The sequence below is a fragment of the Sphingomonas sp. jy18 genome, assembly GCF_056931895.1.
Map to the genome: position 1 here is coordinate 105,833 of NZ_JBXPBT010000006.1, position 23,655 is coordinate 129,487.

22 protein-coding genes are annotated in these 23,655 nt (G+C 66.6%); 19 read left to right on the forward strand and 3 right to left on the reverse strand.

Features of this window, described 5'->3' with window-relative positions; translation table 11 throughout:
* The first annotated feature begins 88 nt into the window (after nt 1-88).
* Both AC0QC4_RS14140 and AC0QC4_RS14145 read left to right on the forward strand, forming a co-directional pair.
* The gene (locus tag AC0QC4_RS14140; RefSeq protein WP_483660551.1) at nt 89-877 is read left to right on the forward strand and encodes a phosphatidylserine decarboxylase; all 789 of its coding nucleotides are present in this window, start codon (nt 89-91) and stop codon (nt 875-877) included.
* Between the two features lie 2 nt (nt 878-879).
* Nucleotides 880-1,725 carry a CDP-alcohol phosphatidyltransferase family protein gene (locus tag AC0QC4_RS14145; protein ID WP_483660552.1) on the forward strand — a complete coding sequence of 282 codons (846 nt, stop codon included), beginning with the start codon at nt 880-882 and terminating at the stop codon, nt 1,723-1,725.
* On the opposite strand, the gene AC0QC4_RS14150 is transcribed toward AC0QC4_RS14145, so the two are convergent.
* On the reverse strand, nt 1,679-1,912 hold the full coding sequence (locus AC0QC4_RS14150; RefSeq protein WP_483660553.1) for a hypothetical protein: 234 nt from the start codon (nt 1,910-1,912) through the stop codon (nt 1,679-1,681). The genes AC0QC4_RS14145 and AC0QC4_RS14150 overlap by 47 nt on opposite strands.
* Before the next feature lie 255 nt (nt 1,913-2,167).
* On the opposite strand from AC0QC4_RS14150, the gene AC0QC4_RS14155 reads away from it, so the two are divergent.
* The 14 genes from AC0QC4_RS14155 (at nt 2,168) to AC0QC4_RS14220 (ending at nt 16,633) form a co-directional block, all read left to right on the forward strand.
* A complete protein-coding gene (locus AC0QC4_RS14155) occupies nt 2,168-3,250 on the forward strand; it encodes a 50S ribosomal protein L11 methyltransferase (protein ID WP_483660554.1) in 1,083 nt (360 codons plus the stop codon).
* A gap of 147 nt (nt 3,251-3,397) precedes the next feature.
* A complete protein-coding gene (gene rpsB / locus AC0QC4_RS14160) occupies nt 3,398-4,213 on the forward strand; it encodes a 30S ribosomal protein S2 (protein WP_483660555.1) in 816 nt (271 codons plus the stop codon).
* A 180-nt stretch (nt 4,214-4,393) separates the two neighbouring features.
* Nucleotides 4,394-5,317: a translation elongation factor Ts gene (gene tsf, locus AC0QC4_RS14165; protein WP_483660556.1), complete on the forward strand. Its 924-nt coding sequence runs from the start codon at nt 4,394-4,396 to the stop codon at nt 5,315-5,317.
* 169 nt (nt 5,318-5,486) lie between these two features.
* Nucleotides 5,487-6,218 (forward strand): UMP kinase, encoded by a 732-nt coding sequence (gene pyrH, locus AC0QC4_RS14170; RefSeq protein WP_483660557.1) that lies wholly within the window; start codon nt 5,487-5,489, stop codon nt 6,216-6,218.
* A gap of 25 nt (nt 6,219-6,243) precedes the next feature.
* Nucleotides 6,244-6,801, forward strand: coding sequence for a ribosome recycling factor (gene frr, locus AC0QC4_RS14175; protein ID WP_483660558.1), 558 nt, complete (start codon nt 6,244-6,246; stop codon nt 6,799-6,801).
* 127 nt (nt 6,802-6,928) lie between these two features.
* On the forward strand, nt 6,929-7,615 hold the full coding sequence (gene uppS / locus AC0QC4_RS14180) for a polyprenyl diphosphate synthase (RefSeq protein ID WP_483660559.1): 687 nt from the start codon (nt 6,929-6,931) through the stop codon (nt 7,613-7,615).
* A gap of 154 nt (nt 7,616-7,769) precedes the next feature.
* Nucleotides 7,770-8,570, forward strand: coding sequence for a phosphatidate cytidylyltransferase (locus tag AC0QC4_RS14185; protein WP_483660560.1), 801 nt, complete (start codon nt 7,770-7,772; stop codon nt 8,568-8,570).
* A gap of 154 nt (nt 8,571-8,724) precedes the next feature.
* A complete protein-coding gene (locus AC0QC4_RS14190; protein ID WP_483660561.1) occupies nt 8,725-9,894 on the forward strand; it encodes a 1-deoxy-D-xylulose-5-phosphate reductoisomerase in 1,170 nt (389 codons plus the stop codon).
* Nucleotides 9,895-11,016, forward strand: a complete 1,122-nt coding sequence (rseP, locus tag AC0QC4_RS14195; RefSeq protein ID WP_483660562.1) for an RIP metalloprotease RseP — start codon at nt 9,895-9,897, stop codon at nt 11,014-11,016.
* A 103-nt stretch (nt 11,017-11,119) separates the two neighbouring features.
* Nucleotides 11,120-13,831 carry an outer membrane protein assembly factor BamA gene (gene bamA / locus AC0QC4_RS14200; protein ID WP_483660563.1) on the forward strand — a complete coding sequence of 904 codons (2,712 nt, stop codon included), beginning with the start codon at nt 11,120-11,122 and terminating at the stop codon, nt 13,829-13,831.
* Nucleotides 13,831-14,535: an OmpH family outer membrane protein gene (locus AC0QC4_RS14205; protein WP_483660564.1), complete on the forward strand. Its 705-nt coding sequence runs from the start codon at nt 13,831-13,833 to the stop codon at nt 14,533-14,535. The genes bamA and AC0QC4_RS14205 overlap by 1 nt, the downstream gene beginning before the upstream one ends.
* Before the next feature lie 114 nt (nt 14,536-14,649).
* A complete protein-coding gene (gene fabZ, locus AC0QC4_RS14210) occupies nt 14,650-15,120 on the forward strand; it encodes a 3-hydroxyacyl-ACP dehydratase FabZ (protein WP_483660565.1) in 471 nt (156 codons plus the stop codon).
* 249 nt (nt 15,121-15,369) lie between these two features.
* Nucleotides 15,370-15,597 (forward strand): 50S ribosomal protein L31, encoded by a 228-nt coding sequence (gene rpmE, locus AC0QC4_RS14215; RefSeq protein ID WP_483660566.1) that lies wholly within the window; start codon nt 15,370-15,372, stop codon nt 15,595-15,597.
* A gap of 256 nt (nt 15,598-15,853) precedes the next feature.
* A complete protein-coding gene (locus AC0QC4_RS14220; RefSeq protein WP_483660567.1) occupies nt 15,854-16,633 on the forward strand; it encodes an SDR family NAD(P)-dependent oxidoreductase in 780 nt (259 codons plus the stop codon).
* 54 nt (nt 16,634-16,687) lie between these two features.
* On the opposite strand, the gene AC0QC4_RS14225 is transcribed toward AC0QC4_RS14220, so the two are convergent.
* Together AC0QC4_RS14225 and AC0QC4_RS14230 are read right to left on the reverse strand one after the other, a co-directional pair.
* Complete coding sequence (locus tag AC0QC4_RS14225; protein ID WP_483660568.1) at nt 16,688-17,062, reverse strand: VOC family protein; 375 nt, start codon at nt 17,060-17,062, stop codon at nt 16,688-16,690.
* Nucleotides 17,063-17,190: 128 nt separating this feature from the next.
* Complete coding sequence (locus AC0QC4_RS14230; RefSeq protein WP_483660569.1) at nt 17,191-18,303, reverse strand: S-(hydroxymethyl)glutathione dehydrogenase/class III alcohol dehydrogenase; 1,113 nt, start codon at nt 18,301-18,303, stop codon at nt 17,191-17,193.
* A 507-nt stretch (nt 18,304-18,810) separates the two neighbouring features.
* On the opposite strand from AC0QC4_RS14230, the gene AC0QC4_RS14235 reads away from it, so the two are divergent.
* From AC0QC4_RS14235 to AC0QC4_RS14245, 3 genes are read left to right on the forward strand one after another with little or no spacing between them, the layout of a single operon-like run.
* Complete coding sequence (locus AC0QC4_RS14235; RefSeq protein WP_483660570.1) at nt 18,811-19,902, forward strand: MBL fold metallo-hydrolase; 1,092 nt, start codon at nt 18,811-18,813, stop codon at nt 19,900-19,902.
* Nucleotides 19,899-20,909, forward strand: a complete 1,011-nt coding sequence (locus AC0QC4_RS14240; protein ID WP_483660571.1) for a glutathione S-transferase N-terminal domain-containing protein — start codon at nt 19,899-19,901, stop codon at nt 20,907-20,909. Before AC0QC4_RS14235 ends, AC0QC4_RS14240 begins: the two co-directional genes overlap by 4 nt.
* Nucleotides 20,906-22,732, forward strand: a complete 1,827-nt coding sequence (locus AC0QC4_RS14245; RefSeq protein WP_483660572.1) for an arylsulfatase — start codon at nt 20,906-20,908, stop codon at nt 22,730-22,732. Before AC0QC4_RS14240 ends, AC0QC4_RS14245 begins: the two co-directional genes overlap by 4 nt.
* The last annotated feature ends 923 nt before the right edge of the window (nt 22,733-23,655 follow it).

Below are 23,655 nucleotides of genomic sequence, written 5' to 3' on the forward strand. Positions count from 1 at the left end.
AACCGGCGCGCCCGCCTGCATCGGCGGTTGTGCAGGCCACTCCCCGGCCTTAGGGTGGAGCCAAATACGGCTCGCACAGAGAGATAATATGTCCAGAACTCCCAATGATGCCATTCCGGAGGTGGCCGGCGCGCCAGGCAGCAGCGCGGTCGCACGGGCCAGCAACCTTCCCGGCGCGCGCGCCAAATGGTCCTGGCCCGCCATCCACCCCGAAGGCCGCAAGTTCATCCTCATCTCCGCAGTGGTGACGCTGGTCTTCGCCTTGCTCGCCTGGGAAACGCTGGCCTGGCCTATGGCCGGCATAACCATCTGGGTCGCGGCTTTCTTTCGTGATCCTGTGCGTGTCACGCCGCAGGGCGATCATCTCATCATCTCGCCCGCCGACGGGTTGATCACCCAGATCGACGAGGTGCCGCCGCCGCCGGAACTCGCGCAGGCGGATGCGCTGGGCACCGGCCGCGTCACCCGCGTATCGATCTTCATGAATGTGTTCGACGTGCACATCAACCGCGCGCCGATTGCCGGAACCGTGACCCACCGCCATTATATCGCCGGTGCCTTCGTCAATGCCGATCTCGACAAGGCGAGCGAGGACAATGAGCGGCAGCATTTCCTGATCGAGCGACATGACGGGCTGAAGGTCGGCTTCACCCAGATCGCCGGGCTGGTCGCACGCCGCATCGTCGCGCACGTCAAGCCGGGAGATATCGTCGCCGCCGGCCAGCGCATCGGCCTGATCCGCTTCGGCAGCCGCGTCGATGTCTATCTGCCGGCCGGCACGCGTCCGCGCGTGCTGTCCGGCCAGCGCACCGTCGCCGGGGAAACGGTGATCGCCGAAGTCGGCGATGGCGTGGAGCGGATCGGCGTGGGGCAATAGTCATGGAGGCCGAACAGCAGCAGCCGCCCGCCCAGTATCGGCGGGTGGGCGGAATCCCGCTCCGCGCCTTCGTGCCCAATGCCATCACCGCGCTGGCGCTGTGTTGCGGCCTGTCCGCCGTGCGCGCGGCGCTGGAGGCGACCACGGTCGAACAGACGCTGCTGACCGGCGGCACCGCCGTTGCGGCCTGGTCGATCGCGGTGTTGCTGATTGTCGGGGCAGGGGTGCTCGACGGGATCGACGGGCGCATCGCCCGCCTGCTCAAGGCCAACACCCGCTTCGGCGCCGAGCTCGATTCGCTGTCGGACGTGATCGCCTTCGGGGTCGCACCCGCGACCATCCTCTATCTGTGGTCGCTGACCGACGCGCCCAAGTTCGGCTGGACGGCGGCCCTGTCGCTCACCGTATGCTGCGCGCTGCGCCTCGCCCGCTTCAACGCCAATATCGATGTGGCCGATCAACCGCACAAATCCGCCGGATTCAACACCGGCGTACCGGCGCCGGCGGGGGCCGGCCTTGCCCTGCTGCCGCTTTATCTGTGGCTGGTCACCGAAGCCGATCTGTTCCGGCAATGGTGGGTGGTGATGCCGTGGGTGCTGTTCGTGGCGGCGTTGATGATCTCCAACATCGCCACCTTCAACTGGTCCAGCCTCAGGATGCGGCGCGAATGGCGGCTGTTCGGCATCGCGCTGGTCGGCCTGTTCGGCGCCGCCGCCGTCTCCGCGCCCTTCCAGACCCTGATCGGCATCTGCGCCGTCTATCTGGCGCTGATCCCGTTCAGCCTGCTGAGCTATGCCAGGGTCAAGCGGCAGCGGACCATGGCGCAGCCGACGACTGCCGCGCCGTAGCCACGATATCGCGCCGCAGCCGGCGATCGGTCAGGTCGACCGGCCGGGCAGCGGGCTGGGCCACGACACCGCCGAACCCGCTCTGCAGCCACGGCTGCTGCAGCGGACGGGTCAGTTCGTGCGCCAGCACGCGGACCGCCACGACGGCGAGGGCGAGGAACGCGAGCGAAAACAGCAGCTGAGCCATGTGACCGATCCTGTCCTTGGCGCCGCCCGCCTTGTGCTGGCGGCGGCATGATGAGCGGGGGAACGCCGCGATTCGATTGTCGTTCCGTGTTCAATAAATGTTCCATATGCGTTCGCATCCGTCAACCCTTTTCATTCAGTGTTTGTTCTTTTTTGTTCCGCTTGCGGTGGCGCCGCTCCCGCATGCCGCTGCTTGCCCGCCGGGGCGCTTTGTGCGACCCGCGTCGCCAGGAACGGCAGGGAGCGGATGAGGCGCGTGGACCAAGGCAGCAAGGACTCGGCGCTGGCGGCCAAGGCATGGCAGGGCATGGTCGGTGCCGCCGCTGGCCGGCCGCAGGCCCTCGCGCTGCTCGCGTTCAGGGGGCTGGGGCTGGGGCAGGATGCGCTGGCCCGGCAGGCGGCAGAGCAGGCGCTGGCGCTCGCCCCGCATGATCCGGAGGTTGTCGCCCATTGCCGCGCCGTGCTCGCGGCGGGCGTGCCCGCCTGGCATTTCCCGATGATGCGCGATGCGCCCCGCAACCTTGCCTTCCAGCAGGCGATAGAACGGGCGGTGCGGCCCGGCATGCGGGTGCTCGACGTCGGCTCGGGCTCGGGGCTGCTGGCGATGATGGCGGCGCGCGCCGGGGCGGCGTCGGTGGTGAGCTGCGAGCGCAGCCTCGCCATTGCAGAGGTGGCGCAGGATATCGTCGCGCGCAACGGATTTGCCGATCGCGTCACCGTGCTGCACCGCGATTCGCTCGCGCTCGATGTCGATGCCGATCTCGGCGGCCCGGTCGATCTCGTCATCTCCGAAATCATCGGCAAGGATGTGGTCTGCGAAAAGGTGCTGCCCAGCCTGGTGGATGTCGCGCGGCGCCTGCTCAAGCCCGGCGGGCAGATGCTGCCGGCAGCAGCGGAGGCGCGGGTGGCGCTGGCGCACTGGACCGGCCATGTCGATGTCGCGGCGCGGGAGGATCAGTGCGGGTTCGATCTCACCCCGTTCAATCGCCTTGCCAAGCAGCGATGGAGCGTGCCGGTCGGAGACCGCCGCCTCGCGCTGCGCAGCCCTGCCGATAGCGTATTGCGCTTCGATCTCGCCGCGACCGCCGGTCATCCGCTGTCCGGGTCGGTCACGCTGCACGCCGATGGCGAGCCGTTCAACGGTGTCGTGCAGTGGGTGGGCTTGCAGCTCGACGAGGCCGGCTGGTTCGAGAATGCGCCCGCGCCTGGCGCCACCTCGTCCTGGGCCTGCCTGTTCACCCCCTTTGCCGAGACGCGCTGCCCCGCCCCCGGCACCCCCGTCACCATCGGTGCGCGCGTCCTCTCCGACCGGCTGATCCTGTGGCAGGCGGCGGCATGAGACATTGCTCCGCCGCCAACCCGCTTGCCAATCGCCGCGTCCGGCGCTAAGGGCCGCGCCTTCACTCCACATGGTGGGCGCACATACCGGTGCCGGGGCTTCCCTGGTTCTTGCCTGCCAGAGGATCAACCGGAAAGGAACTGACCTATGGCGGCACCTGTCGTCACTCTGCAGCAATTGATCGAAGCCGGCGCGCATTTCGGCCACCAGACCCACCGCTGGAACCCGCGCATGAAGCCCTATATCTTCGGGCAGCGCAACGGCATCCACATCCTCGACCTGTCGCAGACCGTGCCGCTGTTCCAGCGCGCGCTCGATTTCGTCAGCCAGACTGCGGCTGCCGGTGGCAAGGTGCTGTTCGTCGGCACCAAGCGCCAGGCGCAGCAGGCGGTTGCCGATGCGGCCCGCGCCTCGGGCCAGCATTTCGTCAACCATCGCTGGCTCGGCGGCATGCTGACCAACTGGAAGACCATCGCCAACTCGATCAAGCGTCTGAAGACGCTCGAAGAGATGCTGTCGGGCGGCGGCGTCGGCATCACCAAGAAGGAAGTGCTGAACCTGACGCGCGAGCGCGACAAGCTGGAAGCCAGCCTCGGCGGCATCCGCGACATGGGCGGCATCCCCGACGTGATGTTCGTGATCGACGCCAACAAGGAAATGCTGGCGATCAAGGAAGCCAACACGCTCGGCATCCCGGTCGTCGCCATCCTCGATTCCAACGTCTCGCCGGACGGCATCGCCTTCCCGGTTCCCGCCAACGATGACGCCAGCCGCGCCATCCGCCTCTATTGCGAAGCCATCGCCGCCGCCGCCACCCGCGGTGGTCAGCGCGCCGCCGCCGATCGCGGTGTCGATCTGGGCGCGATGGAGGAAGCCCCCGTCGAGGAAGCGCTGGTCGTGACCGAAGACGAGGCTGTTCCTGCCGAGGCTGCTGCCGAAACCGAAGTGCAGAGCGACGCGTAAGCGCATTGCGGTGCTGTCACGGCACCGTCGCTTTTGAACGATAGCGGGCCGCCGACTGGCTGACCGCTTTGACCAGATCGTCGCCCCGGGCTCGTCCCGGGGCCGTTCGCAAACCCGGCGCCCAGGCGCCAGCGGCCCCGGACCACCCCGGGGCGACGCATGACTGATAAGGACATATCCATGGCTGAAATCACTGCCGCCACCGTCAAGGATCTGCGCGAGCGCACCGGCGCTGGCATGATGGACTGCAAGAAGGCGCTGGCCGAAACCAATGGCGACGTCGAAGCCGCCGTCGACTGGCTGCGCGCCAAGGGCCTCGCCGCCGCTGCCAAGAAGGCCAGCCGCGTCGCTGCCGAAGGACTGGTCGGCGCCGCCACCCGCGGCACCCGCGGCGCGCTGGTCGAGGTCAATTCGGAAACCGACTTCGTCGCCAAGAACGAGCAGTTCCAGGATTTCGTCCGCGCCGTCACCGACATCGCGCTCGCCAAGGGCGAGAGCGACGTCGAGGCGCTGAAGGCCGCGCCGATGGGCGATGCCACCGTCGGCGACGTGCTGACCAACAACATCGCCACCATCGGCGAGAACCAGAATCTGCGCCGCGCCGCGATCGTCGAGGTCAAGCAGGGCGCCGTGGTCAGCTACATCCACAATGCCGCGACCGCCGGCATGGGCAAGATCGGCGTGCTGATCGCGCTGGAAAGCTCGGCCGACGAAGCCGCGCTGACCGCGCTCGGCAAGCAGCTTGCCATGCACGTCGCCGCGTCGAACCCGATCGCGCTGACCGGCGATGCGCTCGATGCCGAGCTGGTCGCGCGCGAGCGCGCCATCGCCGAGGAAAAGGCCGCCGAAAGCGGCAAGCCCGCCGACATCATCGCCAAGATGGTCGACGGCGCGATGGCCAAGTTCCGCAAGGAAAACGCGCTGCTCAGCCAGCCGTTCGTGATGGACGGCAAGACCCCGGTCGCCGAGGTGATCGCCGCTGCCGGCAAGGATGCCGGTGCGACCATCACCCTGACCCAGTTCGTCCGCATGCAGCTGGGCGAAGGCATCGAAAAGCAGGAAAGCGATTTCGCTGCCGAAGTCGCCGCTGCTGCCGGCGTCTGACGTCTGAAATCATCGTCGCCCCGGGCTCGACCCGGGGCCGCTATCGGCAAGGCGCGACTTTGCCAGCGGCCCCGGATCAAGTCCGGGGCGACGTGTATGTATGCTTCACAAGCCCGCACCCCGCCGCTAGGGTCCGCGCGCCCGATCCCCGCCAGCGAAGAGTATCGTCATGTCCAGCCTGCCGCTTCGCCGCATCCTCCTCAAACTCTCGGGAGAGGTGCTGATGGGGGATACACCCTTCGGCATCGATACCGCGACGGTCGCCGCGATGGCGCAGGAGATCAAGGCGGCCAAGGACAGCGGGCTCGAAATCTGCCTGGTGATCGGCGGCGGCAACATCTTCCGCGGCATGGCCGGCGCTGCCAAGGGCATGGACCGCGCGCAGGCCGACTATATGGGCATGCTGGCGACGGTGATGAACGCGCTCGCCATGCAGAATGCGCTCGAGCAGATCGGCGTCCACACCCGCGTGCAGTCGGCCATCCAGATGGATGCGGTGTGCGAGCCGGTCATCCGCCGCCGCGCCGAACGCCATCTCGAAAAGGGCCGGGTGGTGATCTTCGCCGCCGGCGTCGGCAGCCCCTATTTCACCACCGATTCGGGCGCTGCGCTGCGCGCGGCGGAGATGAAGTGCGACGCCCTGCTGAAGGGCACGTCGGTCGATGGTGTCTATGACAGCGATCCCAAGACCAACCCTGCGGCAAAGCGCTACGATACAGTCAGTTACGACACGGTGCTGGCCGACAATCTCAAGGTCATGGATGCCAGCGCCATCGCGCTGTGCCGGGATTCCAACATCCCGATCATCGTCTTCAACATCCGCGAGGCCGGCAATCTGGCCCGCGTGCTGGCCGGCGAAGGGGTCTCGACCACCGTGACCTCGCTCAACACCACCGCCTGAGCCACAAGCAGAACAGGAGAGCAGCATGCCCAAATATGACAAGAGCGACGTAGAGCGCCGCATGACCGGCGCGGTGGAAGCCCTCAAGAGCGACCTCGCCGGCCTGCGCACGGGCCGCGCCAATGTCGGCATGCTCGATCCGGTGACGGTCGAAGTCTATGGCAGCCACATGCCGATCAACCAGCTTGCGTCGATCTCGGCGCCCGAGCCGCGCATGCTGTCGGTGCAGGTGTGGGACAAGGGCAATGTCGGCCCGGTCGACAAGGCGATCCGCTCGGCCGGCCTCGGCCTCAACCCCATCGTCGATGGCCAGACCTTGCGTCTGCCCATCCCCGACATGACGATGGAGCGCCGCAAGGAACTGTCCAAGCTTGCCGGCCAATATGCGGAAAAAGGCAAGATCGCCGTGCGCAACGTGCGCCGCGATGCCAATGACGCGCTCAAGCTGGACGAGAAGAAGGGCGAGATTTCCGAGGACGAGCAGAAGAAGCTCGAGGCCGAGGTGCAGAAGATGACCGACAAGGCCATCGCGGACATCGACGCGGCGGCAAGCGCCAAGGAAAAGGAAATACTGGGGCAGTGAGGGTGGGCGCGTCTTCCCCCCTCCCCTTCAGGGGAGGGGCCGGGGGAGGGGCCTGTCGTGGAAGAGCAATGCTTGCCTACATGCCCCTCTCCCAACCCTCTCCCCTCAAGGGGAGAGGGCTAAACGCATGACCCCCCTCACCAATCCCCCCCGCCACGTCGCCATCATCATGGACGGCAACGGTCGCTGGGCAAAGAAGCGCTTCCTGCCCCGCGTCGCCGGGCATCGCGCCGGTGTGGAGGCGGTGCGCAACATCGTCCGCGCGGCGGGCGATCTGGGGCTGGAGTGTCTGACGCTCTATGCCTTCTCCAGCGAGAATTGGCGGCGGCCGGACGAGGAAGTGTCCGACCTGATGGGGCTGATGAAGCGCTTCATCGTCTCCGACCTCGACGAATTCGTCGACAGTGGCGTGCGGCTCAGAATCATCGGCGATCTGACGCGCTTCGACGCGGAAGCCCGCGCGCTGATCGAAAACGCCATCGCCCGCACCGCAGCCAACACCCGTCACACGCTGGCGGTGGCGCTCGGCTATGGCGCGCAGGACGAGATCGTCCGCGCTGCCCGCGCGGCGGCGGCGGACGGGGAGATTACGGCGGAGCGCATCGAAGCGCATCTCGACACCGCCGACCTGCCGCCGCTCGATCTGCTGATCCGCACGTCGGGCGAGGTGCGGCTGTCGAACTTCCTGCTGTGGCAGGCGGCCTATGCCGAGATGCTGTTCGTCGACACGCTGTGGCCCGATTTTAGCCCTGAGCATCTGCGCAAGGCCTGCCAGGATTTTGCGCAGCGCGAGCGACGGTTTGGCGGGCTGTGAGAGGCGCGCCACAGGTCCTCCCCGGCACGGGGAGGGGGACCAGCGAAGCTGGTGGAGGGGCAAGCGGTTGTCCCGTGACCACTCGTAGCGCCGCGTTTGCCCCTCCACCATCCTGCGGATGGTCCCCATCCCCGTGCCGGGGAGGACCTGTGGCGTGACCACCCCCATCGACCCCGTCCCCGGCCCCCCGGCCAAGCCGAAGTCCGACCTCGGCACCCGCACCCTCTCCGCCATCGTCATGGTCGCAGTGGCGGGCACCGCGCTGTGGCTCGGCGGCTGGGTGTTCACCGCCTTCGTCGTTGCGGTGGGGCTGGGCGTGCTGTGGGAATGGTGGGGGCTGGTCCGGCGCATCGCCAAGACGCCGCTGGGTGCGGCGCTGTGGATGATCGCGGGGGTGAGTTATGTCGGGGTGGCGATGGCCTATCTGATTCAGACTCGCCTTGTTCCAAATGTATGGGTTTATGAGCCCCATCCTCTGAAGTCGTTAGTTGACACGCTTTCAATTGTCGTCAGCGTCATAGCCGTGGACGTTGGCGCCTATTTTGCGGGTCGATCAATTGGCGGTCCGAAAATCGCTGCCAAGATAAGCCCATCGAAAACTTGGGCTGGTTTGGGCGGTGGAATCGTCGGAGCCGCCATATCGCTCGGTATTTTTGGGTTTGTAGCCGATCGTTATGTGCGTGCAGCATCCAATCAACCCGATGCATTTTTATATGGCTATCCTCTGGAAACTGTTCATGAAATTATTCTTTTTGCGGCGGTAGGCGGAATTCTCACCGCCATCGTCGCCCAATCCGGCGACTTCTTCGAAAGCTGGATGAAACGCCGCGCGGGGGTGAAGGATTCGGGCAGCCTCATCCCCGGCCATGGCGGCTTGTTCGACCGCGTGGACGGGTTGTTGGCGGTGCTGTTCGTTGGCGGCGTGATTTGGCTGGGGTTGGGGGGCTGGGCGTGAGGGGCGCGCGACAGGTCCTCCCCGGAACGGGGAGGGGGACCAGCGAAGCTGGTGGAGGGGCAAACGGTTGTCCCGTGACCTCACGTGCCGCGGCGCTTGCCCCTCCACCATCCTGCGGATGGTTCCCCTCCCCGTGCCGGGGAGGAACTGACGCATGACCCGCACCCTCTCCGTCTTCGGCGCGACCGGCTCGGTCGGGCAATCCACCCTCGATCTCGTCCGCCGCAACCGTGACGATTGGGACATCGTCGCCCTTACCGCCAACAGCGACGCCGCCGGGCTCGCCGCGCTGGCAAGGGAATTCCGCCCGCGCGTCGCGGTGATCGGCGATGCGCTCTACGCCGGCGATCTGCGCAAGGCACTGGCGGGTGAGGGCATCCTCGTCGCAGCGGGAGAGGACGCGCTGATCGATGCCGCGCGCATGGGGGCGGATGTCACCATGGCCGCGATCGTCGGCTGCGCAGGGCTTGCGCCGACGATGGCGGCGGTCGAGGCGGGCAAGACCGTCGCGCTCGCCAACAAGGAAAGCCTGGTTGCCGCAGGCGCCCTGATGGCGGCGGCGGCAAGGGCCTCGGGCGCGACCATCCTGCCGGTCGATTCCGAGCATAACGCCATTTTCCAGTGCCTCTCGGGCAATCTCGACCGCGTCGCCAAGATCACCCTGACCGCGAGCGGCGGGCCGTTCCGCACCTGGACCACCGAGGCGATGCGCGCCGTCACCCCGGCGCAGGCGGTTGCCCACCCCAACTGGTCGATGGGCGCGAAGATCAGCGTCGATTCGGCGACGATGATGAACAAGGGGCTCGAACTGATCGAGGCCTATCATCTGTTCCCGGTCGGGCTCGACCGGCTCGATATCATCGTCCATCCGCAATCGACCGTGCATTCGATGGTCGAATATGTCGATGGCTCGACGCTGGCGCAGCTCGGCCCGCCCGACATGCGCGTGCCGATCGCCTCGGCGCTGGCCTGGCCCGACCGGATGGCGACGCCCTGCGCGCCGCTCGATCTGGCGAAGCTCGGCAAGCTCGAGTTCGAAGCCCCTGATTATGAACGCTTCCCCGCGCTGCGGCTGGCGCGTGAAGCGATATCGGAGGGCGGCGGACGACCGGCGCAGTTGAACGCGGTCAACGAGATTGCGGTCGCCGCTTTCCTCTCAGGGAAGATCGGATTCCTCGACATCGCCGATTGCGCGCAACGGGCGATGGACTCCACCGCCCCGATTGCGCCACAATCGCTTCATGACGTGTTCACGCTCGACCGGCAAAGCCGTGGGCAGGCGGCGGACATGGTGGAAATGCTTGCAAAGGCCCGGGTCTCTTAGATGCTAGAATCGCCTTCGCCATGGTTCACCGCGCTGGCGTTCATCGCCGTGCTGGGGCCGCTCGTGTTCTTCCATGAGCTGGGCCACTACCTCGTCGGCCGCTGGTCGGGCATCCGTGCCGACACCTTCTCGATCGGTTTCGGCAAGGAAGTGCTCGGCTGGACCGACAAGCGCGGCACCCGCTGGAAGGTCGGCTGGCTGCCGCTGGGCGGCTATGTCCAGTTTGCGGGGGACGAGGACGCCGTCTCCACCCCGCACGAGCTCAGCGCGTCCGAGCCCGAGGGCAGCTTCGCCGCCGCGCCGCTGTGGAAACGCTCGCTGACCGTGCTGGCGGGGCCGCTCGCCAACTTCATCCTCGCCATCGCCATCCTCGCCGGCTTCGCGCTGGCCTATGGGCAGGGAACGACGCCGCCGGTCGTCGGCCAGGTCCAGGCCGGATCGGCAGCCGCTGCCGCAAATCTGCGCAGCGGCGACCGGGTGGTCAGCATCGACGGCCGGCCGATGGACAAATATGTCGATATCCCGATGGCGGTGATGCATCGCACGGGCGAGCCGCTGTCGTTCGTCATCGAACGCGACGGCACGACGCGCACGATCGTCATCACCCCGCGCGAGCTGGTCGAGCAGGACAGATTCGGCAACACCGTCAAGCGCGGCGTCATCGGCATCCAGAGTGGCCCGCAGCAGTTCGAGCCGGTGTCCTTGCTGGAGGTGCCGGTGGTGGCGACGCAGCAGGCCTGGGGCATCACCCGGCAGATGGCGGAAGTCATCGGCCAGTTGCTGGTCGGGCAGCGCAGCATCAAGGATCTGGGCGGCCCGCTGATGATCGCCAAGGCTTCGGGCGAGCAGGCCTCGCTTGGCCCGCAATCCTTCGTCTTCTTCGTCGCGATGATCTCGCTCAACCTGGGTTTCGTCAATCTGCTGCCGCTGCCGATGCTCGATGGCGGGCATCTGCTGTTCAATGCGATCGAGGCGGTGCGCCGTCGCCCGGTCAGCATAGAGACCCAGCAATGGGCCTTCCGGGGGGGATTCGCGGTGCTGGCAACGCTGATGATCGTCGTAACCTTCAATGATTTGGGCGCATTCGGGCTGTGGGAACGGCTCGCTGGCTTGATTGGCTGATGCGCTTGGGGCAGAGGGGCGCAACCATTGGGGCAGGGCGAGGGCAGGGACCGGGGGTTCCACGCCGTTCGCCGCGACATTTGAGTGATAAGGATATGTGCCCGTGCAGGCTGACCGCCCCGTGATCCGTGCTTCGGCAAGCCGCCAGGCGATTGCGTTTCTGCTGACCGGCTCGGTGCTGGCCGGGCAGAGCGTTGCCGCAGTGGCGCAGAGCGTGCCGCTGGTGCTGGTAACCCAGGCCGCCCCGCCCGCCGTCGTACAGCCGGCCCCGCCGCCCGCCACAGCCAATCCCGCCGTCGCGCCCGCGCCGCGCCAGATTCGCGCGATCAGCGTCGTCGGCAACCAGCGGCTGGAGGCGGAGACGGTCCGCTCCTACACCCAGCTCCAGGTCGGCCAGACCTATACCCGCGCCACGCTCGACGCCGCGCTGCGCGCCTTGTCGCAGACCGAGCTGTTCGCCGACTTCCAGATTAGCGACAATGACGGCGCGCTGGTCATCCAGGTCACCGAAAATCCGGTGATCAACCGCATCATCCTCGAAGGCAATGAGCGGCTGAAGAACGACAAGATCGAGCCCGAGCTGCGCCTCGCGCCGCGCCAGATCTACACCCGCAGCCGCGTCCGCGCGGACGTCGCCCGCATCATCGAGCTGTACAAGCGCCAGGGCCGCTACGCCGCGACCGTGGAACCGCAACTCGTCCGGCTCGACCAGAACCGCGTCGACATCGTCTTCGAGATCACCGAGGGCGATCGCAGCCGGGTCCGCCAGATCAACATCATCGGCAACGAAGCGTTCAGCGATGGCGAGCTCAAGGACGAGATGGCAACCCGCGAACGGCGGCTGACCACCATCCTCTCCTCCAACACCACCTACGATCCCGACCGTCTGGCCTATGACCAGCAGAAGCTGCGCCAATTCTACCTGACCCAGGGCTATGCCGATTTCCGCGTCGTCTCCGCCGTGGCGGAACTGACCAGCGACCGGCAGGACTTCATCATCACCTATGTGGTGGAAGAGGGCGAGCGCTACCGCTTCGGCCCGGTCACGGTCGACAGCCAGTTGCGCGACTTCACGCCCGAGGCGCTGCAGTCGCTGCTGCCGATGCGCGAAGGTGATTGGTACAACGCCAAGCAGGTCGAAGACACGATCGAGCAGCTCTCCGAAACCGCCGGTCTGCTCGGCTATGCCTTCGCCGACATCCGCCCGCGCTACACGCGCAACCGCGAAACGCGGACGATGGGCATCGTCTTCCAGGTGGCGGAAACGCCGCGCGTCTATGTCGAAAATCTGGAAATCAACGGCAACACCATCACCCAGGACAAGGTGATCCGCCGCGAATTCCGCCTGAACGAAGGCGATGCCTTCAACAGCTTCCTCGTCCGCCGCTCGCAGGACCGCATCAACAGCCTCGGCTATTTCCAGGAAAATCTGGAAGTCGCGCAGAACCAGGGCTCGGCGCCCGACCGGGTGGTGCTGCAGACCAATGTCGAGGAAAAGCCGACCGGCGAACTGTCGCTCTCGGCCGGCTTCTCGTCGATCGAGAATTTCATCCTGCAGGGCTCGATCCGCCAGCGCAATTTCCGCGGCCTCGGCCAGACGGTCGGCCTGTCGGTCAATTATTCGAGCTACTCCAAGTCGGTCGAAGCCTCGTTCACCGAACCCTATGTGTTCGATCGCAACATCAGCTTCTCGGGCTCCATCTATCGCCGCGACCTCAACTCGTTCAACTTCATCAACAACAGCCGGGAGACCACCTTCCAGCAGGTAACCACCGGCCTCTCGCTGCGCGCGGGCGTGCCGCTCACCGAATATCTCTCGCTGCTGGTGTCCTACACTTTCAACATCGACGATGTGTCGCTCGACGAGCGCATCTATTTCTTCAACGGCCAGTGCGACCCGCTGATCGCCGGGCGCTATCTGTGCGATGCCATCGGCAACCGCACCACCAGCCTCGCCGGCTACTCGCTGATCTACGATACCCGCGACAACCGCCTGCGCCCGACCCGGGGCGAATCGGCGACCTTCAGCCAGGAATTTGCCGGTCTCGGCGGCTCGATCAGCTATCTGCGCACCCGCGCCAACGTCTCGGCGCACCGTCGCCTGTTCGGCGATTTCGTGCTCAACGGCTATCTCGAGGGCGGCTACATCGTCCCCTTCGGCAACAACAGCAATGCACCGGGGTCTGACCGGGTGCGGCTGACCGACCGTTTCTTCCTCGGCGAACCGCAGATCCGCGGCTTCGACATCCGCGGCGTCGGCCCGCGCGTGATCCGCTACACCAATGTCGACCTGTCCAACCCGATGGCACCGGTCGTCAATGAAGAGCGTCGCCAGACGGTGGACGATGCGCTCGGCGGCCGGGCCTATTACCAGGGCCGTCTCGAGATGGATCTGCCGCTGGGGTCGGGCGTGCAGGAGCTGGGGCTGCGGCCGTCGATCTTCCTCGACGTCGGCTCGGTGTTCAACGTCCGCCGCCCGGCGCTGACATCGCTGTCCAGCTTCCGCGATACCGACGGCAACTTCAAGACGCTGTGCCGCAACCAGACCACCGGCGCGACCCAGTTCGGCACGCAGGCCATCGTCAATAACATTCCGACCGGCGAATTTTCCGAGTGCCCGGGTGGCTTTGCCGGCATCCGTCCGTTCGATGAGCGCTTCTTCGGCGACACCATCAGCCCCCGCGCGGCGGTGGGTGCCGGCGTCAACTGGAACTCGCCCTTCGGTCCCTTCCGCATCGACGTCGCTTATGCCTTCCTGCGGGAAGAGGGCGACGACACCAAGCTGATTACCTTCAACGTAGGAACCCAATTCTGATGACCCAGACCTTCTCTCGCGCGGCGCTGGCTGCCTCTGTTGCCGTTGCCACCCTGTTTGCCGCGCCCGCATCGGCCCAGCGCAACCGCGATGCCGCGCCGCCCGCACCGGCGGCGCCCATCGTCGTCGTTGCCGATACCGATGGCGCCATCCAGGCGTCGAACGCCTATCAGGTGGCGATGCAGCAGATGCAGGCGACTTATGCGCCGCAGCTCCAGCAGTTGCAGACCCGCCGCACCGCGCTGCAGACCGAATTGCAGACGCTCTACACCGCGGTCGAAACCGAGCAGAACCGCACCCCCCAGAACCGCACCGCGCTCGAAGCCGCAGCGCGCGCCTTCCAGCAGCGCCAGCAGGCTGCGGAGCAGGAAATCCAGCAGATCGGCGCCCCGCTCGAGCTGGCCCGCTCCTACATCATCGAGCAGATCACCCTGCAGATGAACACCGCCGTCACCACCGCGCGGACCGCACGCGGCGCGAATCTGGTCGTGCGCCGTGACGCCGTGATCTACGCCAACGAAACCGCCAACATCACCCCGGCGATCGTTGCCGAGCTCAACCGCCTGGTGCCGAACGTGCAGATCGTGCCGCCGCAGGGCTATGAGCCGGGCCAGCTTCTTGCTGCCCAGCAGCAGGCCGCTGCAGCCGCCGCCGCGCCGGCAGCCGGCACCCCGGCCCCGGCCGCCCAGCCCGAAACGCGCTGAGCCGATTTTCCTTTCCATCGTCGCCCCGGTCTTGAGCCGGGGCCGCTATCGTCCTAGCGCAAGCGGGATAGCGGCCCCGGATCGAGCCCGGGGCGACGGCTTTTGGAGGGCATGATGACCGAACAACCAGAACCTCGCCCCGGCTTCGATGTGCGCCGCGTGCTCGCGCTGCTGCCGCACCGCTACCCGATGCTGCTGGTTGATCGCGTCGTCGATTTCGTGCCCGACAAGCGCATCCATGCGATCAAGGCGGTCAGCATGAACGAGCCCTTCTTCCAGGGCCATTTTCCCGGCCGCCCGATCATGCCGGGCGTGCTGATCGTCGAAGCGCTGGCGCAGGCCGCCGGCGTGCTCGCCATCGAATCGATGGGCCTCGCCGATTCGGGCAAGCTCGTCTATTTCATGGCGATCGAAGGCGCGAAGTTCCGCAAGCCGGTCGAACCGGGCTGCCTGCTGCACCTGCATGCCGAAATCGTCCAGGCCAAGCGGGCGATCTGCAAGTTCGAAGGCAAGGCGCTGTTCGACGACGGCAGCGTCGCCTCCGAATGCAGCTTCACCGCGATGATCGCCGATCCGCCTGCGTGATGAGGCGCTGACAAGGCGCCGATCCGCCTGCGTGATGAGGCGCTGACAAGGCGCCGATCCGCCTGCGTGATTTTTCCGTCATTGCGAGCGCAGCGAAGCAATCCAGAGTGGTTTGCGCTGACTCTGGATTGCTTCGCTGCGCTCGCAATGACGAGGTTGCATTTCCCCACCGCCGCCGCTAACGGGCGGCCTTCCCGAATTTCCACCCCTCCGGCTGGTCGGAAACCAGCCAATCACGGAGCGCACGACATGAAGCAGGACATCCACCCCGATTATCACATGATCAAGGTGCAGCTGACCAACGGCACCACCTTCGAAACCCGCTCGACCTGGGGCAAGGAAGGCGACACGCTGCAGCTCGACATCGATCCGAGCGCGCACCCGGCCTGGACCGGCGGCAAGGGCACGATGCTCGATTCGGGTGGCCAGGTCGCCAAGTTCAACAAGCGCTTCGGCGGGCTCACGCTCAAGAAGTAAGCCCGCGCCGGCCGCACCGGCCGCGCTGGACTTTGCCAGGACACAACAGGGGCGGTGCCGATGGCGCCGCCCTTTTTGTCATGGATTGCCGGGCGGCGCTGCGCCATGGCTTACACCCTAGCTGGAGACTGTTCCGGTCGGGTCGAATCCGAACCGTAGCCCTGAGCTTGTCGAAGGGCGCTTATCGGCTAAGCGTGCTTCGACAAGCCCAGCACTACGGATCAAAACGAACAGGTCGGGCTTCAGGGAGAGCAGCATGGCATTCACACCCTTCGATCTGACCGGCAAGGTGGCGCTGATCACCGGCGGCAATGGCGGCATCGGCCTCGGCATGGCGGAAGGGCTGGCCGCGTCCGGCGCCAGGGTCGCCATCTGGGGCATGAACCCGGACAAGAACGCTCGGGCAGCCGAAACGCTCGCAGCTTATGGTGTCGAGGTGCTGGTCAGCCAGGTCGACGTCTCCGATGAGGCCGCGGTGGTCGCCGGTGTGGCCGCAGTGCAGCAGCGCTTCGGGCGCATCGATTTCTGCGCAGCCAACGCCGGCGTCGGCGGCGGCGCGCCCTTCACCGAGCAGACCACCGAAGGCTGGCGGCGGGTGACCACCGTCAATCTCGACGCGGTGTTCTGGACCTTCCGCGAGGTGCTGAAGTCGATGGTGGCGCGCGCCGAGGCGGGGGAGCCGGGCGGGTCGCTGCTGGTCACTTCGTCGACCTCGGCCATCCATGGCGCCCCGCGCAATCAGGCCTATGCCGCGACCAAGGCCGGCGTGCTCGGCATGGTGCGCGGGCTGGCGGTGGAATATGCGAGGGCTGGCATCCGCGCCAACGCCGTGCTGCCCGGCTGGATCGCCACCGACATGACCGCGGGGTTGCAGGCGTGGGACAAGTTCAACGAAAAGGCGATCGGTCGCGTGCCGATGCGCCGCTGGGGCGAGGGCGCGGATTTCGCCGGCATCGCCGTCTATCTGGCGTCGGACGCCTCGCGCTTCCACACCGGCGACAGTTTCGTCATCGACGGCGGATACACCATCTACTGATGTGAAAAGGGCTCCGGTCGCCCGGAGCCCCTCTTTAGCGGATGCCCGCGCCGCTCACATGCGGTGCAGCGCGCACAGCTTGTTGCCGCACGGATCGCGCAGATAGGCGAGGTAGAGCTTGCCGAAACCGCCTTCGCGCACGCCGGGCGGGTCTTCGCAGGCGGTGCCGCCATTGGCGCAGCCGGCGGCGTGCCAGGCGTCGGCCTGTTCGGGCGTCATCGCAAAGCCGATGGTGCCGCCATTGGCATGGCAGGCCGGCTCGCCGTTGATCGGCGGGGTGACGATGAACAGACCGCCATTGTGCATGTAGATCAACCGGCCCTTGTCATCCTGCATGCCGGGATTGCCACCCATCGCCGCAAAGGTCGCGTCATAGAATTGCTTGGCCTTGGCCGTGTCGTTGGTGCCGACCATGATGTGGGAAAACATAGGTTGTTCCTCTCCTTGTGAAGTCATTTTCCATTCTTTGGTTCGTCATTGCGAGCGAAGCGAAGCAATCTAGGGCGGCGCAGCGCAATACTGGATTGCCACGCTTCGCTCGCAATGACGCACGAAGCTCAATACACCACCACGCTGCGGATGCTCTTGCCTGCGTGCATCAGGTCGAAGGCGGTGTTGATCTCTTCGAGGCCCATGACATGGGTTATCATCGGGTCGATCTCGATCTTGCCCTGCATGTACATGTCCACGATCTTGGGCACGTCGGTGCGCCCCTTGGCCCCGCCGAAGGCGGTGCCGCGCCAGTTGCGCCCGGTGACGAGCTGGAACGGGCGGGTGGCGATTTCCTTGCCGGCCTCGGCCACGCCGATGATGATCGAGGTGCCCCAGCCGCGGTGGCAGGCTTCGAGCGCGGTGCGCATCACCTCGGTATTGCCGGTCGCGTCGAAGGTATAATCGGCGCCGCCATCGGTCATCTCGACGATCCTGGCGACGATATCCTCGCGGCTCATGCCCTTGCTGTTGAGGAAGGCGGTCATGCCGAACCGGCGGCCCCATTCCTCCCTGTCGGGATTGATGTCGACGCCGATGATGCGGTTGGCCCCCGCCAGCCGCGCACCCTGGATGACGTTGAGGCCGATGCCGCCGAGGCCGAACACCACGACATTGTCGCCCACCTGCACCTTGGCGGTATTGATCACCGCGCCGACCCCGGTGGTGACGCCGCAGCCGATGTAGCAACTCGACTGGAAGGGCGCGTCCTCGCGGATCTTCGCCACCGCGATTTCGGGCAGCACGGTGAAGTTGGAGAAGGTCGAGCAGCCCATATAATGGTAGATCGGCCGGCCCTTGTAGGAAAAGCGCGTCGTGCCATCGGGCATCAGTCCCTTGCCCTGCGTCGCGCGGATCGCGGTGCACAGGTTGGTCTTGCCGGAAAGGCACGACTTACACTGGCGGCATTCGGGCGTGTAGAGCGGGATCACGTGATCGCCGGGAGTCACCGACGTCACCCCCGCGCCCACCTCGCGCACGATGCCGGCGCCTTCATGACCGAGCACGCTGGGGAAGATGCCCTCGCTGTCCAGCCCGTCGAGCGTATAGGCATCGGTATGGCAGATGCCGGTCGCCATGATCTCGACCAGCACCTCGCCCGCCTTGGGCCCTTCAAGGTCGAGCTCGACGATCTCGAGCGGCTTCTTGGCTTCGAAGGCGACGGCGGCACGGGTTTTCATGCGGTATGACTCGGCTGTTTCGGTTGCGAGGCGCAACCTAGGTCGTAAACTCATAAAATGCACGTTCGAGGCGGCAAAATGGCGAAGATATCGGGTTCAGGTGGCCGCCGCGGGTGGTGGTTCCACCTGCAGGGCCGCGTGGGCCCGAGATCGAAGCCATTTCGCCGCCCCGAAGGGGTTCGACCCATTTTGTCCATGGCTGCGTCGGCAAGTCTTGAAATATCGACATATTCCTTCGCCTTGCCTCCTTGCCCTGAACAAAATGGCCTCGAACCTCGAACGCGCATTTTATGAGTTTACGACCTAGTCATGGGGCGCGGCGGCGCAAGCGAAACAGTGGGCTTGTCCCCCGGCATATATTGGCATAAATAGTGCCAATATATGCCGGGGGATTATGAAAGTGGCGGTATTCAAACGGTCGTCATTGCGAGCGCAGCGAAGCAATCCAGTGCGGTGCTGCGGGGCCCCTGGATTGCTTCGCTGCGCTCGCAATGACGAGGGGTCGGCATGCAAGCTGTGAACATGCGCCGCCTGTTCGGCATCCTCGTCGGCCTGCTGCTGCTGGCCATTGCCGCCGCGCTGATCTTCCAGCGGCAGGTCGGCGAATGGGTCTATGCGCGCGCGCTCGGCGAGCGGGCGGGCGCGGATGCCACGGCGGACCTGCCCGACGGCCTGCACCTCTTCCTCTGCGGCACCGGCTCGCCGCTGCCCGATCCCTCGCGCGCGGGGCCCTGTGCGCTGGTCATCGCCGGGGACCAGATGATCGTCGTCGATGCCGGAGAGGGCGCCGCCCGGCGCATCCAGCTCGCCGGCCTGCCGATGGGCCGCGTCCAGCGGCTGATGCTGACGCACTTCCATTCGGATCATATCGACGGCCTCGGCCCGCTGATGCTGCTGCGCTGGACGCAGAGCGCCGCGCAGTCGCCGCTCCCCATACACGGGCCGGCCGGGGTCGAGCGGGTGGTCGATGGCTTCAATGCCGCTTATTCGACCGACAATGGCTATCGCGTCGCGCATCATGGCGCCGCCATCGTCCCGCCCGGCGGCGCGGGCGGCGTGGCGGTGCCCTTCGCCGTGCCACCGGCCGACGGCAGCCCGCTGGTCGTGTTCCGCCAGGGCGGGCTGACGGTCACCGCCTTCAGCGTCGATCACCGGCCCGTTTCTCCTGCGGTCGGCTACCGTTTCGATTACCGGGGCCGTTCGCTGGTGATCAGCGGCGATACCGCGGCGAGTGCGGCGGTGACCCGCAACGCGCGCGGCGCCGACCTGTTGCTGCACGAAGCGCTGCAGCCGCGGCTGGTGGCGGCGATGACCCGCGCGCTCGCCGCGCGCGGCCAGCAGGGCACGGCGCAGATCACCCGCGACATCCTCGACTATCACGCCTCGCCCGAAGACGCGGCACGCAGCGCAGAGGCGGCCGGGGTGCGGCATCTGGTGCTGACCCATATCGTCCCGCCGCTGCCGTCCCCCCTGTTCAACCCGGCCTTTCTGGGCGATGCTCCCGATCTGTTCGGCGGACCGATCGACGTCGGGGAAGACGGCATGCTGTTCTCGCTGCCCGCCGGCACCGACACGATCCTGACAAGGGAACTGCCATGACCGCCCATTATGAAGTCCACGGCGCGCTGGGCTCGCCCTATTCGCTCAAGATCCGCGCGCTGATGCGCTACCGGCGGCTGCCCCACATCTGGGTGCATGGCGCGGCGACGCACCAGGCCGCGCTCGCTGAGGTGAAGGCACCGGTCATCCCGGTGGTGCGCTTTCCCGATGGCAGTTGGCACAATGATTCGACCCCGCTGATCTATGCGCTGGAGCGGCTGCACCCCGGCGCGCGGTCGGTGCTCCCGCCCGATCCGGCCCGCGCCTTCCTCGCCCACCTCATCGAGGATTTCGCCGACGAATGGCTGACCAAGGCGATGTTCGGCTACCGCTGGCTGGAGGAGGTCGACCAGCTGCAGATGAGCCGCTGGCTCGCCTTCGATGCCTTCAAGGGCGGCGGGCTGGCGCAGAGTCAGGGCTATGCCGCGCAGTTCCGGGATCGGCAGGTCGGGCGCATGGCGATCGTCGGCTGCACGGCCGAGAATTTCCCGCTGATCGAGGCCTCGACCCGCGCCGTGCTCGCCGCGCTGGAAGCGCATGTCGTCAACCGCCACTGCCTGTTCGGCAATCGTCCCAGCCTCGCCGAGTTCGGCCTCTACGGCCAGCTGTCGCAACTGGGCACGGATCCGACCGCGCAGACGATGATGCGCGCCGACTATCCCTACAGCTACCGCTGGCTCGCGCACATCGACGATATGTCGGGCATCGATGGCAATTGGGACGCAGGCGATGCCGAGCTGCCGGAGGTGGTGCGCCGCCTGCTCGATGTCATCGGCGCGGTCTATCTGCCCTTCCTCGTCGCCAATGCCGCCGCGCTGGAACGGGGTGAGGCGATGGTCCGCTTCACCGCGATGGGCCTGCCGTTCGAACAGGGCGTGTTCAAATATCAGGCCAAATGCCTCGCCGATCTGCGTGCCCGGTACGCCGCGCTCGATGCAGCCGCGCGGCGGCAGGTCGATCCGGCGCTCGACGCATCGGGCTGCCTCGCCCTGCTGATGACGGCATGAAGGCGCTGTCTCCCGCGCGCGCCGCGCTGCTGCCCGCGCTCGCCGCGCTGCTGACCGCGAGCGCCGCCGTGCCCCAGACGTCGCCGCGCGCCGCGCCGCTGCCGCCGCGCCAGCCCAATATCGTCATCCTGCTTGCGGACGATTGGGGGTTCAGCGATGTCGGTGCCTTCGGCGGGGAGATGGCGACGCCCAACATCGATGCGCTGGCGCGGGCCGGCGTGCGTTTCTCCAACTTCCACGTCGCCGGCTCCTGCTCGCCGACGCGCGCGATGCTGCAGACCGGGGTCGGTAACCATCGCGCCGGGCTCGGCAACATGCCGGAGACCATCCCGCGCGAACATGTCGGCCAGCCCGGCTACGACACGGTGATGAACCACCGCGTCGTCACCATTGCCGAGATGCTGCGCGCCGGCGGCTACCGCACCTACCTCACCGGCAAATGGCATCTCGGCAGCGATCCCACCCGGCTGCCCCACGCGCGCGGCTATGATCGTGCTTTCAGCCTTGCCGATGCGGGCGCCGACAATTTCGAGCAGCGCCCGATCGAGGGCATGTACGAAAGCGCCGCCTGGACCGAGAATGGCGCCCCGGCGACGCTGCCGCGCAATTACTACAGCTCGACCTTCGTCGTCGAAAAGATGATCGACTATATCGAGGCGGATCGCGCCAGCGGCAAACCCTTCCTCGCCTCGATCAACTTCCTCGCCAACCATATTCCGGTGCAGGCACCCGATGCGGACATCGCCCGCTACGCCGGACAGTATCAGGACGGCTGGACCGCACTTAGACAGGCTCGGGCGCGCCGCGCGGCAGACGCGGGGGTGATGCCTGCCGCAGCGCCGATGGTGACCATGGCCACCACCCGCGACTGGGCCTCACTGGAGGCGGCAGAGCGCGCCGCCCAGGTGCGGGTGATGCAGGCCTATGCCGGCATGGCAACCGCGATGGACCGCGAAGTCGGGCGGCTGGTCGCGCACCTCAAGGCGAGCGGGGATTATGACAACACCATCTTCCTGTTCCTGTCGGACAATGGCCCGGAGCCGACCGATCCGCTCAGCCGCTGGCGCAACCGTCTGTTTCTGGGCCATGCCTATGACCTGTCGACTGGCAACATCGGGCGGCGCAACAGCTTCAGCTATATCGGCCCCGGCTGGGCCAGTGCCGCCGCGTCGCCGCTGTCGGGCTACAAGTTCAGCGCAACCGAAGGCGGCCTGCGCGTCCCGCTGATCATCGCCTGGCCGGGCAACCCCGCCTTCCGGCCGGGCAGCATCGTGCCCGGTCTCGCCCATGTCACCGACGTGGTGCCGACCCTGCTCGATCTGACCGGCACGCCGGCCCCCGGTGCTGCCTGGCAGGGCAGGGCAGTGGAGCCGATCGTCGGTCGCAGCCTGGTCCCGGCCCTGACTGGCGCTGCCGAAGGCGTCCATGCGGACGAACAACCGATCGGCTACGAGCTGTCGGGCAATGCCGCGCTGTTCAAGGGCGATTACAAGCTGGTCCGCAATCTGCCGCCGACCGGGGACGGCCGCTGGCAGCTTTTCGACATCCGCCGCGATCCCGGTGAGACGCGTGACCTCTCCGCCGCCATGCCCCGGCGTTTTGCGGAGATGCAGGCCGACTATGCCGCCTGGGCCCGCGCCAATGCCGTGCTCGACATGCCCGCCGGCTACACCGCCGATGATCAGATCAACGAAAATGCCTTCAACAACATGGTCAAACCCCGCCTGCTGAAAGCCGCCCCCTGGGCCGCCGCCCTCCTCGCCACCCTGACCGCCCTGCTGCTCTGGCGCCGCAAAAAACGCCGCGCACGTCCTGCCACCTGACTGTCCAACCCGATCCCGACGTCCGTAGCCCTGAGCTTGTCGGCGCCGAAGGCGATGCGAAGCATCAACGGCGCTTGGCAGTATTGAGAGGCGCCCATCGACAAGCTTAGGGCTTGGGTTTCGATTCAACGCGATCCGGGCCGGCTCGAAGCCGCGATCACCGGCCCGAACCGATAGGGCGGAATTTTTTCACGCAGAGGCGCTGAGGCGCAGAGGGGAGAAGGTTCGCGCGGAGACGCGGAGACGCGGAGGCGTGGGGGGAGAAAAGGGTTCACGCAGAGGCGCAGAGGAAGAAAACCGCAGAGATCGCAGAGGGACTTTGCGGCGAAGCCGCCCCAATCCCGCGACCCTGCGGTCCAATCCGACAAGGCAAAAAACAAGCCGCTTCGCGGATAAGCCCAAATCTCTGCGCCCTCTGCGCCTCTGCGCGAACCCTTTCTTCTCAAATCTCCGCGCCTCCGCGCCTCCGCGTGAAATATTCCTGCTCCCCCCTCCGCGTCTCCGCGTCTCCGCGAGAACCAGAAAACCTCACACAAAGGCACAAAGGCACAAAGATCCGGCAGCGTGGCAAAGCCAGCCTTTCCAACGACCGCAGCCCCTCCCGCACCGCCGACCGGAAACACCGCTCCGCAGCACAGCCCCGCTTCGTGCCTTCGTGCCTTTGTGTGAGATGAAGCAACACAGCACCAAGCCTCAATCGGCACACGCATCTTGACATGACGAACCATATCGGTTATACGCCCCGACGCGCCACCGGGTTTAGCGGCCCGGTCAGGCGCACAGGCCCGTCACAGCGGACCCCGCCGTCTCGCCGTGGCTGTTCTTGTCCTGGCCTTCCCGCAGGGGAAGGCCCGGCTCCACCTCTCCCCTGTCGGGAGAGCATGGCCCGCGCCCTCCCGGTTCGAAGAGGAGGGGGCAGGAGG